General features: G+C 65.0%; 10 protein-coding genes. 3 read left to right on the plus strand and 7 right to left on the minus strand.

Translation table 11 applies throughout. The features are described 5' to 3' along the window. Positions 1-46 precede the first annotated feature (46 nt). From U1702_RS10680 to U1702_RS10690, 3 genes are read left to right on the plus strand one after another with little or no spacing between them, the layout of a single operon-like run. Entirely contained in the window at positions 47-1,834 is a 1,788-nt protein-coding gene (locus U1702_RS10680; RefSeq protein ID WP_332724224.1) for a beta-L-arabinofuranosidase domain-containing protein, read from the plus strand. Next, positions 1,835-3,103: a ribulose-bisphosphate carboxylase large subunit family protein gene (locus U1702_RS10685; RefSeq protein ID WP_332724226.1), complete on the plus strand. Its 1,269-nt coding sequence runs from the start codon at positions 1,835-1,837 to the stop codon at positions 3,101-3,103. Beyond that, complete coding sequence (locus U1702_RS10690) at positions 3,100-4,398, plus strand: four-carbon acid sugar kinase family protein (protein WP_332724228.1); 1,299 nt, start codon at positions 3,100-3,102, stop codon at positions 4,396-4,398. The genes U1702_RS10685 and U1702_RS10690 overlap by 4 nt, the downstream gene beginning before the upstream one ends. Before the next feature lie 131 nt (positions 4,399-4,529). On the opposite strand, the gene U1702_RS10695 is transcribed toward U1702_RS10690, so the two are convergent. The 7 genes from U1702_RS10695 to U1702_RS10725 are packed head-to-tail and all read right to left on the minus strand — an operon-like array spanning position 4,530 to position 14,100. Then, positions 4,530-6,593, minus strand: coding sequence for a beta-galactosidase (locus U1702_RS10695; protein ID WP_332724230.1), 2,064 nt, complete (start codon positions 6,591-6,593; stop codon positions 4,530-4,532). Further along, positions 6,590-7,837 (minus strand): MFS transporter, encoded by a 1,248-nt coding sequence (locus U1702_RS10700; RefSeq protein ID WP_332724232.1) that lies wholly within the window; start codon positions 7,835-7,837, stop codon positions 6,590-6,592. Before U1702_RS10700 ends, U1702_RS10695 begins: the two co-directional genes overlap by 4 nt. Continuing rightward, positions 7,834-8,502 carry an aspartate/glutamate racemase family protein gene (locus tag U1702_RS10705; RefSeq protein ID WP_332724234.1) on the minus strand — a complete coding sequence of 223 codons (669 nt, stop codon included), beginning with the start codon at positions 8,500-8,502 and terminating at the stop codon, positions 7,834-7,836. The genes U1702_RS10700 and U1702_RS10705 overlap by 4 nt, the downstream gene beginning before the upstream one ends. Positions 8,503-8,514: 12 nt before the next feature. Next, positions 8,515-11,583 carry an alpha-L-rhamnosidase gene (locus U1702_RS10710; protein WP_332724236.1) on the minus strand — a complete coding sequence of 1,023 codons (3,069 nt, stop codon included), beginning with the start codon at positions 11,581-11,583 and terminating at the stop codon, positions 8,515-8,517. After that, positions 11,584-12,495, minus strand: coding sequence for an amidohydrolase family protein (locus tag U1702_RS10715; RefSeq protein WP_332724238.1), 912 nt, complete (start codon positions 12,493-12,495; stop codon positions 11,584-11,586). It lies immediately after the preceding gene. A 1-nt stretch (position 12,496) separates the two neighbouring features. Continuing rightward, positions 12,497-13,246 carry an SDR family NAD(P)-dependent oxidoreductase gene (locus U1702_RS10720; RefSeq protein ID WP_332724684.1) on the minus strand — a complete coding sequence of 250 codons (750 nt, stop codon included), beginning with the start codon at positions 13,244-13,246 and terminating at the stop codon, positions 12,497-12,499. Continuing rightward, positions 13,243-14,100 (minus strand): fumarylacetoacetate hydrolase family protein, encoded by an 858-nt coding sequence (locus tag U1702_RS10725; RefSeq protein WP_332724240.1) that lies wholly within the window; start codon positions 14,098-14,100, stop codon positions 13,243-13,245. The genes U1702_RS10720 and U1702_RS10725 overlap by 4 nt, the downstream gene beginning before the upstream one ends. Between the last annotated feature and the right edge of the window lie 5 nt (positions 14,101-14,105).

Raw genomic sequence — 14,105 nt, forward strand, 5'->3', positions numbered from 1 at the left:
GATGACTGACGGCCCAACCACGGAAGGCCTATCACGGCGACATTTCATGCACTGCGCTGCGTGTGCGACCACCGCTGTCGGCGTCGGCACCCTGCCCGCCGCTGCGCTCGCTGCAACCCAGGCTTCGGGCGCGCTGAAGGGCAAGGAGGCGATGCACGAATTCTCCTATGGCAAGGTCAAGCTGACCGGTGGTCGCATCAAGCGCCAGTTCGACCATATCCATTCGCACTTTCTGGCACTCGACAATGACCGCATCCTAAAGGTGTTCCGTCAGAATGCCGGCCTCCCCGCCCCCGGCCCCGACATGGGCGGGTGGTACGACAAGGACGGCTTTGTCGCCGGGCTTACGATGGGCCAGTATATCTCCGGCCTCGCCCGCTATGGCGCCGCGACCGGCGATCAGGCGGCACATGACAAGGTCAAATTGCTGGTCAGCGAGTGGGGCAAGGCGATGGTCAAGGCGACCAACCCCTATGCCGGGCCGCGCGCACAGGCGCAGTGGGCCGCCTATGTCATGGACAAATATGTCGTCGGGCTGGTCGACGCCTATCGCCTGAGCGGGGTGGAGCAGGCCAAGACGCTGTTGCCGATCATCATTGAAAAGTGCCGTCCATACATCTCGCCAGTCTCGCGCGACCGCATCGGCAAGCGCGAACCGCCATACGATGAAACCTATGTCATCTCGGAAAACCTGTTTCATGTCGCCGAGATCACCGGCGACAAGAAATATCACGACATGGCGGTCCATTACCTGCTGAACAAGGAATGGTTCGATCCGCTCGCGCGTGGCGAGGACGTGCTGCCGACCAAACATGCGTACAGCCACACCATCGGCAATGCGTCCGGCGCGCAGGCCTATCTGCATCTGGGCGACGAGAAGTATCGCACCGCGCTCATCAACGCGTGGAAGTTCATGGAGCCACAGCGCTTCGCCAGCGGCGGCTGGGGTCCGGAGGAACAGTTCGTCGAGCTGGGCCAGGGCAATCTTGCCAAGAGCCTGAAAACGTCGAAAGCGCATTTCGAGACGCCATGCGGGGCCTTCGCCGACCTGAAACTGGCGCGCTATCTGATCCGCTTCACCGGTGACGCGCAATATGGCGACGGGCTGGAACGCACGCTCTACAACACCATGCTCGCCACCCGTTTGCCCGACAGCGATGGCGGCTATCCCTATTATTCGGATTACGGCGCGGCGGGCGAGAAGCGCTATTACCATCAGAAATGGCCATGCTGCTCGGGCACGCTGCTTCAGGGCGTCGTCGATTATGTGCTGAACGCCTATTTCCACGACGACGACAATCTGATGGTCAACCTCTACACCCCGTCCGAAGTCACATGGGATCGCCCCGGCGGCGCGGTCGAGGTCGTGCAGGAAACCGACTATCCGGTGACCGACACGGTGAAGCTGAAGGTGCGCAAGGCCGGCAATGGCCGCTTCACGATGAAGCTGCGCATCCCGGCCTGGACCAAAGGCGCGAAGCTGCTGGTCAACGGCCAGTCGCAGCCGACGACGCCGGGCAAACTGGCGGCGATCAGCCGCAGCTGGAAAGCCGGCGACATCGTTGAGCTGACGATACCCCAGGCGCTGCGCACGCTGCCGATCGACCCGGAGAATCCAAACCTCGCCGCGGTGATGCGCGGTGCGGTCATGTATGTCGGCATCAACCCGTGGGAAGGGATCGAGAACGACGTCATCGCCCTGCCCAAGGCGCTGTCGCCGATGCCCGGTCATCCCGAATCCTACCGGACAAAGGTGGGTCAGCGTAACCTCGTCTTCGTGCCTTATTATGCGGTCGATACTGAGCGTTCGACGACCTATTTCAAGACCGCGTAAATGAGCGAAGCGCGCGTCACGGCGACTTACGAGATCGAAACCGCCTTCCCCTTGGAGGCGGCTGCGGCAACGATGGCGGGCGAGCAATCGACCGGGACCTTCGTCCGCGTGCCCGGTGAAACCGACGAATTGCGCGAGGCACATGCCGCTCGCGTCGAGCAAATGGTCGAGCTGGGCGAGGTCGCCGCGCCGTCGCTGCCGGGATCGGGAACGCCGAAGGGATGGGACGGCAAGCGCCGTCGTGCGCGCGTCGTCCTGTCCTGGCCGATGTCGAACATGGGGCCGTCGCTCCCCAATCTGCTGGCGACCATCAACGGCAATCTGTCGGAGCTAAAGGCGTTTTCCGGACTGCGCCTGGTCGACGTCACGCTGCCGCCGGTGTTCCTGACCCGCTATCAGGGGCCGCAATTCGGTGTTGTCGGCACACGCAAGCTGGCGGGCGTGTATGACCGTCCGATTATCGGCACGATCATCAAGCCCAGCGTCGGCCTTTCTCCGCAAGCCACCGCCGAACAAGTGCGTGTGCTGGTCGAGGCGGGCGTCGATTTCATCAAGGACGACGAGCTGCAATCGGACGGCCCGCACTGCCCGTTCGACGCGCGCATCACCGCTGTCATGCGCGTCATCAACGACCATGCCGACCGCACGGGCAAGAAGGTCATGTTTGCCGCGAACCTGACCGGTGAGATCGACGAGATGCTCGCGCGGCACGACCATGTGCTGGCTGAGGGCGGCACTTGCATCATGGCCAGCATGAACTCGATCGGGTTGCCCGCGATGAAGGTCTTGCGCGCGCATTCGCAGCTCCCGATCCACGGCCATCGTAATGGCTGGGGGATGCTCGGCCGCTCGCCCGCAATTGGGATGAGCTATATCGCGTTCCAGAAACTGTGGCGACTGGCGGGGATCGATCACACCCACGTCAACGGTATCGATAACAAGTTCTGTGAAAGCAAAGAAAGCGTGATCGCCTCTGCCCGCGAATGCCTGACGCCGATGTTCGACGCGCCGCATGCCGGATGCGAGATCATGCCGGTCTTCTCCTCCGGCCAGTCGGCGAAACAGGCGGCACCGACCTTTGCCGCGCTTGGCTCGGTCGACTGCATGTTCGCGGCGGGCGGCGGGATCATGGCGCACCCGCACGGTCCGGCAGCGGGCGTGCGCGCATTGCTCCAGTCATGGGAAGCCGCGGTTGCAGGCGTGCCGGTCGATGATGCGGCGAAGCATTCGCCCGAGCTGGCAGCGGCGCTGAACGCGTTCGGCGGGTGAAGCCGCTCTACGCATTTGTCGGCGACGATTTCACCGGATCGACCGATGTGTTGGAGCAACTGGCGGAGGGCGGCGTCCCCGCCGTATTGTTCCTGCGAACCCCGGACGACGCGCTGCTCGCACGCTTTCCGGAGGCGCGCGCATTCGGCCTCGCCAGCGACGCACGCAGCCGCTCGCCCGCATGGATGGACGCCAATCTGCCGGCTGCATTCGACGCGCTGAGCGACGCCGCGTTGGTCCATTACAAGACCTGCTCCACTTTTGATTCCAGCCCTGGAACCGGCTCGATCGGGCGCGCGCTCGATATCGGATTGCAGGCGTTCGGTGGCCCCGCCGCGATCGTCGTCGCCGCGCCGCACCTGCGCCGCTATGTCGCTTACGGCAATCTGTTCGCGGCGGCGGGTGCGAACATCTATCGCATCGACCGCCACCCGACCATGTCGCGCCATCCGGTGACGCCGATGCACGAGGCGGACCTGATCCGGCATCTGGCGGCACAGACCGACGCCCGCATGGCGCTGGTCCCGCTCGACCGCATTCAGGCGGGCGACACCGCATCCGCCTATGACGCGGCGAGCGATGCCGATGCGGTGCTGTTCGACGGCATCACGCTGGACGATCTGGCCGCCACCGGCGACATCCTGCTCACGCGCAAAATCCGCTTCGCTGCGGGCAGCTCCGGGGTCACGCGTGCACTTGTCCTCGCGTGGCGCGCCGCTGGCGTGATTGGCAGCGACCCCGTGCTCACGCCCGCCAACGCAACCGATCGCCTGCTCGTCGTCAGCGGCAGCTGCTCGCCCGTCACAGCACGCCAGATCGCGCGCAGTGCCGCCGACGGGTTCGTCTCGACCCGCGCCGATGTCGCCGCCTTGCTGGCAGGGTCATCCGAAGAAGAAAACCGCCTCGCCGATGCCGCGCTCGCCGCGCTGTCCACCGGCTACCGCGCCGTCATCAATTCTGCCGAAGGACCGCTCGAGACTGACGTCCCGGCTGCTGGCGAGAAACTGGGCCAGGCGCTCGGCCGCATCACCGGCGATGTGGTCCGCCGCGCCAGCCTGCGCCGTGTGCTGTTCGCGGGTGGCGACACCTCCAGCCACGGCGTCGCGCAACTCGGCATCGACGCGCTCACCTGGGCCGCGCCGATCGAGCGCGGCGCCCCGCTGGTCCGCGCCCATGCAGCCGACCCCGCGATCGACGGGCTGGAACTTGTGCTGAAAGGCGGCCAGATGGGCGGTGACGATTTCTTCGAGGTGGTGAAGCGGGGGGTAGCGCGTGATGACTGTATCTTGAAATAACCCCGTCACCCCGGGCTTGACCCGGGGTCCCGCTAATGGCGAACGCTCGAAGAAGCGGGACCCCGGGTCAAGCCCGGGGTGACGACAAAATCAGGTGAATGTCATCACGCTATAGCAACTAGGGAATCGCCTCAGCGCTGCAACACCGCCACACCCTCGGCCTGCAACACAACCGATCGCACCGACCCGCCGCCCAGCACATCCCGCATCGCCGCTGGCAGCATCACCGTCCGCATCTCAGACCCATGGTTGATCAGGATCACGACCCGCCGCCCCTTGCCCTCGCGCGTCATCAGCTCGACGTCCTCAGGCAAGTCGAAGTCGCGGACCACGCCAGCGCCGGTCATCGCCCCGTCGATCAGGCGCGCCATTACGGCATCTCCGATCAGCGCGCCGACATAAGTGATCCGCCCCTTGCCCACCTTGCGCGTGATCGCCGCCGGTTTGCCGTCCAGCCAGCCATTGGCCTTGCCGTAGGTCAGCAGCACTTCGGCATCCTTGGCGCTGACCGACAATTGCTCGGCCCAGATCGACGCCGTGCCGCCCCCAACCTCGACCGGCTCCAGCAGCGCATAATATTGCTCGACCCGCCCGCCCAGCAACTCTGCCAGGACCCCCGGCTGACGCTGTTCCTGCAGCCGGTTATATTCGTCCTTCATCCCCGATCGCGGCCCCAGGATCAGATACCCGCCACGGCGCACATAATCCGCCAGCCGCTTCGCCATCGCCTCGGTGATGAGGTTCAAACTCGGCGCGACCACTAACCTATACCCGGCCAGCGGCGCGGCCTCCGCCTCGACGATATCGACTGCGCCCAGCGCGCGTTTCAGCGGCTCGTAATAGTCGAGCAGCACATCGATCTGGTCGTAATCCTTGTGATGCAGCTGAAAATCGATCGCCCAGCGGCTGGCATAATCATGCAGCACCGCCACCTGCGAAACCGGATGCGTCCCCGCGATCACCGGCGACGCCTTCGCCATCTCGCGCCCGATCTGCTGCACTTCGGCATAGATCGGCAACGGCGTGCCATCCTGTCCGATCAGCGCGCCGTGCATCGTTTCCTGCCCGTTGCGCGCATTGCGCCACTGCCAGTAAAGCAGCCCGTCGGAGCCATGCCCGATCGCCTGCCACGCCATCGCCCGCGTCTCGCCCGGATGCAGCATGTTGCTGACCCCGGCCCAGTTCACATAGCCGGGCTGAATTTCCATCACCCAGAAATTCTTGCGCTTCCATCCGCGCACCAGATCGTGGCTGGCGCCGTTGCGGAACGGCTTCAGATGGCCGGACCCCACATAATTGTCCCATGACGTGAAATCGAGGTCGCGGTTGGCGGCATAACGGTCGAAACGGTTGGCCCAGCCCAGCCCACCGAAGTTCACCGTCACGAATTGCGAGCGCGGTACATTCGCGCGGATCACGCCCGCCTGGTTGCGGTGAAACGCCACCCATTGCGCGGTGATAAAACGCTTCAGCTCCAGCATCCAGCCGGGATTGGCCTTCGCCGCGCTGAACGGCACCTGCTCCCAGTCCGTATAGCTTTGCGACCAGTATGACGTGGTCCACGCTTCGTTCAGCGCATCCAGCGTGCCGTAACGCTGCTTCAGCCACGCCACCCACGCATCCTTCGCCTCTGCGTCGTAACTCTCGTCGGTCGGCTCGTTACCGATCTGCCAGCCGATGACGTTCGGCTCCTTGCCCAGCGCGAATGCCATGCGCTTGACGATCTCGGCACAAAATGCCCGATAACGCTGCGACGAGATCGAAAACTGGCGGCGCATCCCGTGCGGCACGATCTTGCCGGTCGTATCGACCTGCGACACGTCGGGGTACTTCGATGTCATCCACGCCGGCGGCGTATCGCTCGGCGTGCCGACCACCACCTTGATGTCGTATTTCGCCGCCAGCCGCACGGCACGGACCAGCCAGTCCATGTCATATTTGCCCTCGCGCGGCTCCATCCGGCTCCACGCATACTCCCCGATCCGCACGACGTTGGCACCATGCGCCTTCATCAGCCGCAGGTCTTCGTCCCAGCGCGCCTCCGGCCATTGTTCGGGATACCAGGCCGACCCCAGCCACAGCCGTTCGAACTGCTGCTGACCTGCCGGGGCAACCGTGTCGGCCAGGGCTGGCGCAGCGGGCATAAGGCTCGCCAACGCCAACGCCATCGCCATCGCCATCGCGAAGCGCATCATGCGGTCGCCAGTTTCTGGTCGAACCCCTTGCCTGCATCGATCAGCGCGAACAGCCCGGCGGCGATCAGCACCATCAGTGCCACGCCCTGCACTGGCACCGCATAGCTGCCGGTGCCCACGATGATATAGCCGATCACCACCGTACAGATGAACCCGCCCAGATTACCCGCCGTGTTCATAAACCCCGTTGCGACGCCACCATGACGCCCACCGATCGACATGCACATCGCCCAGGCGGCAGGGAGCATCAGGTCCATGACCGCGAACGCCGCGCCCGCCAGCACGATGACCGCGACCTTGCCCGTCGCCATGCTCATCATGAACAGCAGCACCGCCGTGATCGTCAGGCACACGCTGGTGATGATGCGATAGGCATTTTTGAACCCGATCCGCGCGCCCAGCCGGTCGCACAGCACGCCGCCGACCAGATTGCTGACGATGCCCAACAGGAACGGGATCGATCCATACAGGCCCATCTCCGCGACGGTGAAGCCCGCGCCCTTGACCAGCCAGGTCGGGAACCAGCCAAAGAAGAACCAGCTGCCGAATGCATAGAAGCAATAGGCCAGCGAAATCAGCCACAGCTGCGGCAGGCTCAGCAATTTCTTCCACGGCGTGCCGCTATGCCCGCCGCCCTCGTCGCTGCCGATCTCGGCGACTTCCTCGGCGGTAATCCCCGGCTGTTCGGCCGGGCGATCATGATACCAGCGGAACCACAGCACCGCCCACAGGAACCCGATCACACCCAGGATGATGAACACCGCCTGCCACCCCAGCGCCGCGTTCATCGGCACCAGCAGCAGCGGCGCGAGCGCCCCGCCGAACCGGCTCGCTGCCCAGATCACGCCCTGCCCGCGCGCGCGCTCCTGCTTCGGTAGCCAGCGATACAGCACGCCGGACATGTTGGGATAGGCACCCGCCGCCCCCAGCCCGAACATGAAGCGCGCGGCGGCCAGCTGCCAGAAATTGGTGCAGGCGGCCGTGATCGCGGTGAAGAACGACCACCACACGGTGATCCGCGTCAGTTCCTTGCGATAGCCATAGCGGTCGCCCAGCGCGCCCGACGGCACCTCGAACACCGCATAGGCGATGACATAGGCGCTCAGCACCCAACCCCATTGTTCGGGGGTGATGCCCAGATCCTTCTGGATCGTCGGTCCGGTAACCGCGATCGCCATCCGGTCGATGAATGTGATGACCGAGAGCGTGGCGAGGAAGCCGAGAACGGCATGGCGCTTCTTCATTTGCCCAGACCCTTCAGCACTTGCGCGGCGTGCAGCATGCCCAGTTCCGGGCTGGCCAGCACCGGCACCTGCACCGCGCCCTCGGGCAGCGCCGCAACCACCCGCGCCATCGACGCCTGCGCCAGCACGATCGCGTCCACATCCGCCAGCGAACGCGTCAGCGCCTCGCTCACGATCCGGTCGTGCGTCGCGCCGTCGCCCGCCATCACCGCGTCGAATGCACCAGCACAGAGATGCTCGACGATCTCGATTTCCTTGCCCTGCTCGGCGGCCACGCGACGCACCAGTTGGGCGGTGGGATTGAGGGTGGTCGACAGCGTCGCGATCACACCGATGCGCTTGCCGGTCGCGACCGCCTTTTCCGCCATCGCGCGATCCACGCGCAGCACCGGCTGGTCATACAGCTCAGCCGCCATATCCACCGCGCGCCCGATCGACGAACAGGTCACCAGCGCCACGTCGCACCCGGCATCGAAAGTCGATCCGACCAGCCGGATCACCTGCCGCATCGTGGATTTCTGCAGATACCCCGCCGCGATCGTGTTCTTGATCGTGCTCTCATCGACGAAATGCAGGATGCGCACGTCGGGCATCACCCGCGCCGCAATCTCGTTGAAGATCGGTGCCAGCACCGGCGAATTATGGACGAGTCCCAGCGTGGCCATCGGTCGATCCCCTTATCGTGTAAATTCGTGCGTGCCGGACCCGATCTCGAACCGGATCAGGCCATCAATTTCCTGGATGTTATCGGGCAAGCCGCGCCATGAACCTGCAGGCAATTCCACCTCGGCCACCGCATTCCCGGGCACGGTCAACACCAGCCGGTTCAGCCCATCGGCGTCGCCACCCGTCTCGGTCGCGATCACGCCTACCAGCGAGTCATAGCGCGCCGAAACTCGACCAACCTCGGCCAGCCACACCGGCCGCACCGCGATCCGTCGGAACCCCGGCGCGGCGGGCGCGATGCCCGCCAGCCGCCGATAGAAAAATCCGACCACCGCACCAAAGGCATAATGGTTATAGCTGTTCATGCTCAGATCGCCGGTGTCGCCGTTCCAGCGCTCCCACACCGTCGTCCCGCCCTGTTCCGGCATATAGCCCCAGCTGGGATAGCCGGTCTGCAGCAACAGTCCCGAAACCTCGTCCCACAGCCCGGCATCGGCAAGCACGTCGAGTAGATAGGTCGTCCCCAGAAACCCGGTCGACAACTTCATGCCGCGCCCGCGAATCTCGTCCGCCAGCACCCGCGCTGCCGCCCCGCGTCGATCCTCCGGCACCAGCCCGAACGCCAGCGACAACACCTGACTCGTCTGACTGCCATTGCCGCACACGCCATCCGCACGCACGAACTCGGCGGCATAAGCGGCACCGATCGCGGCCCGCAAATCGTGGTAGCGCGCCGCGTCCGCATCACGCCCGCTCGCCTCCGCCATCTCGGCCATCAACTCGGCGGACCACGCCCAATAGGCGGTCGCGCACAACACGCGCGGCGTCGTCTCGTCATCCGGCTTGATCGCATCGACCGACAGCCAGTCGCCCAGATCGAGCCCGCGATCCGCGCGCCACATATGGTCGGGATTATTCCGCGCAACATAGGCCATCCAGCCCGCCATCGCGTCCCAATTCTCGTCGATCACCGCCGTGTCGCCGTAACGCTGCCACAGCTGCCACGGCAGGATGATCCCCGCCTCGCTCCACCCCGCCGTCACCACATTGGGGAAGGACAAAGGCTGCGGCACCACGATCGGATAGGCCCCGTCGTCGCGCTGCGCCGCGCGCGCTTCGAGGAGGAAGCGGCGGATGAAGGGATCGACCTCCATGTTGAATGCGGCAGCGTCCAGGAACACCTGAATGTCGCCCATCCACCCCATGCGCTCATCACGCTGCGGGCAATCGGTCGGTACGCTGAAGAAGTTCGAGCGCTGGCTCCACATGGCGTTGTCGAAAATGCGCTGAAGCAACGGCGCGTCGTGAAATGTCATCGTGCCGGTTTCGCGGCAATCGCTGTGCACGATGACGCCCTCGACATCGTCGGCGGTCGGCTCGCCGGGATAGCCCGTCACTTCGACATAGCGAAAGCCATGATAGGTGAAAGTCGGCTCGAACGCCTCGTCGCCGGTCCCGGCCAGAATGAAGCGGTCGGTCGCCTTGGCCAGCCGCAAATTGGCGAGGTCCGCCGTCCCATCCGCATTGAGCAATTCGGCAAACTTCGCGGTAATCGTCGTGCCCGCCGCACCCCGCGCACGGACGCGCACCCAGCCCGAGAAATTCTGGCCGAAGTCGAACACATGAACCCCCGGCACCGGCTCGCTCACCGATACCGCCCGCCGCGTCCCCATGCGCCGCAGCGTTGGCGAGGTCTGCGCGATCAACGCGGCATTCGGCGCGACGCCGATCTTCGCTTCGCCCCATGCCGCATCGTCGAACCCACTCGCGTCCCAGCCCGGTTGCGCCAGCCGCGCATCGACCGTCTCGCCATCGTAAATCTCGGACTTCAGCACCGGCGACGGCGCGATCCGCCAGCCCAGCCCGGTCGTCACCCAGTCCTGTGAGCCATCGGCATAATCGACGCGCAGCATTGCGCGGAACCGGCGCGGTGCGGGCCCGAAGCCATATCGCTCGATCCGCCAGCCGAACGCGCTGGCATACCAGCCATCGCCCACCGTCGCGCCCAGCACATTCGCGCCCTCCGCGATCAGCGCAGTCACGTCATAGCTCTGATACATGACATGGCGGCTCGCCACGCTCATCTCGGGCGCCAGGATCGCGTCGGACACCGGCTGTCCGTTGATCCGCGCGTCATACGCCCCCAGCGCCGTCGCGTAGAGCCGCGCCGCGACGACCGGCCGGCGCACGTCGAACTCGGTCCGCAACAGCATTGCCGGTTCGCTGGGTCGCGGGTCCCCCTGCGCCCATGACGTGCTCGGCACCGCCGCTGCCCACCCGCTCGCGTCGAACCCCGGCTCGATCCAGCCATCCGGCGCATCCGGCATCACCCGAAACGCCGTGCCGACGATCCGCTCGACGCTGCCATCCGCGTGGTGCAGCCGCACCAGCGCCGCAAACGCCCCGCCATCCACCGGGAAGAACCCGGTCGTATCCGCCTCGACCAGCGCGCACACGCTGTTGCGCCCCGGCGTCACTGCCCCGTCATAGGGCGCCAGCGTGCCCCAGAACGGCAGATAGGTGTCCCAGTCGAAATGCCAGTCCAGCGCGGACTTCACCCCATTGACCCACACGCCGCGCAGATGATCCTTGCCCGCGATCAGCACCTCCGCCCGAACGACATCGGCCGGCGCATCGAAATCAAGCCGGAACGCATGCGGCCGCGCATCCAGCGAGGTTTCGCCCCAGACCCAGCTGACGCCCGCCGCGCGATCGGCGGCGGCGGCGTCATCCTCCGCCTCGATCCACTCGCCGCGCCAGTCGTCCGGCGACAGCAACCCCGCCTCGAACCATGCCGGATCGGACACGGCTTTGCCATTGACCTGAACCGTCCACCAAACCCGCTGCATCGAAACCAGCGCAGCCCCGCCATAAGGGATGTCGAACGTCGCATCGCCCGGCACGTCGCCACTGTCCCACAGCAAGTCGCCCGCAGCCAACGCCGCGACACTGACCGCCGCACGAATACGGTAACCGGTCTGTTTGTCCGCACCCTCGATCCGCCATGACAGGCGCGGATGCCGTACTTCGGTCCCGATCAGATCGACCGTATACTCGGCGTGAAGATCGACAACGCGCATCTAGAGTTCCAGTCCCAATCGATAAATACGGTTGGCATTCCCGCCGAACAGCGCCGCCCGCTCATCGTCACGGAAATTAGCCGTGATCGCGTCATAGGCATCGAACACGTGATCGAAGCTGCCGAACAATTTGTCGGTCGGGAAATTGCTCGCGAACATCGCGCGCTCGGTCCCGAACAGTTCGATCGTCTCCAGCACATAGGGCCGCGCCTGTTCGACGGTCCACTCACGCCACGTAAAGCCCATCCCCGAAATCTTGACCGCAACATTCGGCAATTCAGCGAACGCCGCCATCCCGCGCCGCCACACATCCCAGCCATCCGCGTCGCCGGGGATGGCCATGCCGGTGTGATTGAGGATCACCTGCGTATGGGGATGCTTGGCGATCAACGCCGCCAGATGCGCGAACTGCCCCGGATAGGCCTGCAAGTCGAAGCTCAGCCCAAATTTCGCCAACAACCCGAACCCGCGCATCCATGCCGACGTCGTCGTCACATCAGCGGGCGAATAGCTCCGCGCCGGATCGGGATGCCAGTTAATGATGTGTCGGATGCCGCGAACATTCGCATGGCAAACATGCGCCGCCAGCAGGTTCTCGACCTGCGGATCGTCGAGCGCCGCGAACGCCACGATCCCGTTCGGCATTCCGCGCATATCGGCGGTCGCCTGAAGCCACTCGGTCTCCTTCAGCGCGTCGCCCGCATCCGCCCCCGCATCGATATGCACGATCCCGCGCACATCCCACGCCACCGCATCCGCCAGATAGGCGTCGAGCGGATAATCGACCGCAATCGCCTCGACGCTGCCATTGGGATTGTCGCTGTCGAACGGACCGGTCAGCCACGGATAGCGGATGTGCGCCAGGTCCCACAGATGGACGTGCGGATCGACCAAAGGCGGGCGCGGCTTCATGTCAGAAGGTGGTCCGTCCGCCCGACGTGTCGAACGTGGATGCCGTGGTAAAGCTGCACTCTTCGCTCGCCATGAAGCACACCATCGCGGCGCTCTCATGCACTTCGCCAAGGCGACCCATCGGGATTTTGGAGCGCATATAGTCCACCTGGCTCGGCGGCAGCTGCGCCAGGATCGGGCTCTCGAACGTCGCCGGGGTCAGCGTGTTGGCGATGACACCCTTGCCCGCCAGTTCCTTGCCCAGCGACTTGGTCAGCCCGATCACCGCCGCCTTCGACGCGGAATAGGCGCTGGCGTTGGGATTGCCTTCCTTGCCGGCGACCGACGCGATGTTGACGATGCGGCCATAGCCGTTCGCCAGCATCAGCGGCAAGATCGTGCGGTTGCAATAGAACAGACCGTTGACGTTGATGTCGAACACGCGCAGCCAGCTGTCGACCGGGAATTCATGTACCGGCACCGTCGCCCCGGTGATCCCGGCGGAACACACCAGTATGTCGACCTTGCCCAGCGCCGCCGCGCTCGCCTGCGCCGCCGCTTCGACTGCTGCCAGATCGGACACGTCCAGCGCCTGCACGTCGCTCGCGCCGACCTCGGCCTTTGCCGCTGCCAGCGCATCCGCGTTCAGGTCCCACAGGGCGACCGTGCCGCCTTCGGCGACGATCCGCGCGGCGACCGCCTTGCCCAGCCCCGACGCGCCGCCGGTGATGATCGCCGTGCGACCCTCGAAGCGTCCCTCATAGACGCTCACTTGGACGGCGCCCATGCGACGAAGTCCTGGCGCTGCTCGCCCAGCTTCTCGATACCCAGTTCGACGACGTCGCCGGCCTTCAGATACCACGGCTCCGGCTTTTGCCCCAGCCCGACGCCCGGCGGCGTGCCGGTGGTGATGATGTCGCCCGGCTCAAGCGTCATCAGCTGCGAGAGATATGACACGATCTGCGCAACGGTGAAGATCATCGTTTTCGTATTGCCGTTCTGCACCTGCTTGCCGTTGACCGAGAGCCACATCGACAAATTCTGCGGATCGCCGACCTCATCCGCCGTCACCATCCACGGACCGACCGGACCAAAGGTCGGGAACCCCTTGCCCTTGTCCCACGTCATGCCGCGCTCGGTCTGCCAATGGCGTTCGGACACGTCGTTGACGACGCAATAGCCCGCGACATGATCCAGCGCGTCGGCTTCCTCGACATAGGTGGCGCGCGTGCCGATCACGATGCCCAGCTCGACTTCCCAGTCGGTCTTCTTCGAATCCTTCGGGATCGTGACCGGGTCGTTCGGCCCCTGAATGCACGTCACCCACTTGTTGAACACGACCGGCTCTTCCGGAATCGGCAGGTTCGATTCCGCCGCATGATCGGCATAGTTCAGGCCGATCGCCACGAACTGCTTCGTACCGGCGACGCACGCGCCATAACGCACCTCGCCCTCGACCAGCTTCAGCGTCGCCGGATCGACCGCCCGCAGGTTGGCCAGCGTCTCTTTCGACAGCGTCTTGCCGTTGATATCGGACACATAGTTGGACAGGTCGCGAATGCGGCCATCGGCGTCGATCAGGCCGGGCTTCTCGGCACCGGCGGCACCATAACGGCATAGTTTCATGGGTC

This window comes from Sphingomonas sp. LT1P40 (genome assembly GCF_036663835.1).
Taxonomy (GTDB): domain Bacteria; phylum Pseudomonadota; class Alphaproteobacteria; order Sphingomonadales; family Sphingomonadaceae; genus Sphingomonas.

Coding starts and splice junctions, on each gene's coding strand:
- U1702_RS10680 (WP_332724224.1), top strand. CDS start 47: ATGCACTGCGCTGCGTGTGCGACCACCGCTGTCGGCGTCGGCACCCTG.
- U1702_RS10685 (WP_332724226.1), top strand. CDS start 1,835: ATGAGCGAAGCGCGCGTCACGGCGACTTACGAGATCGAAACCGCCTTC.
- U1702_RS10695 (WP_332724230.1), bottom strand. CDS start 6,593: ATGATGCGCTTCGCGATGGCGATGGCGATGGCGTTGGCGTTGGCGAGC.
- U1702_RS10700 (WP_332724232.1), bottom strand. CDS start 7,837: ATGAAGAAGCGCCATGCCGTTCTCGGCTTCCTCGCCACGCTCTCGGTC.
- U1702_RS10705 (WP_332724234.1), bottom strand. CDS start 8,502: ATGGCCACGCTGGGACTCGTCCATAATTCGCCGGTGCTGGCACCGATC.
- U1702_RS10710 (WP_332724236.1), bottom strand. CDS start 11,583: ATGCGCGTTGTCGATCTTCACGCCGAGTATACGGTCGATCTGATCGGG.
- U1702_RS10715 (WP_332724238.1), bottom strand. CDS start 12,495: ATGAAGCCGCGCCCGCCTTTGGTCGATCCGCACGTCCATCTGTGGGAC.
- U1702_RS10725 (WP_332724240.1), bottom strand. CDS start 14,100: ATGAAACTATGCCGTTATGGTGCCGCCGGTGCCGAGAAGCCCGGCCTG.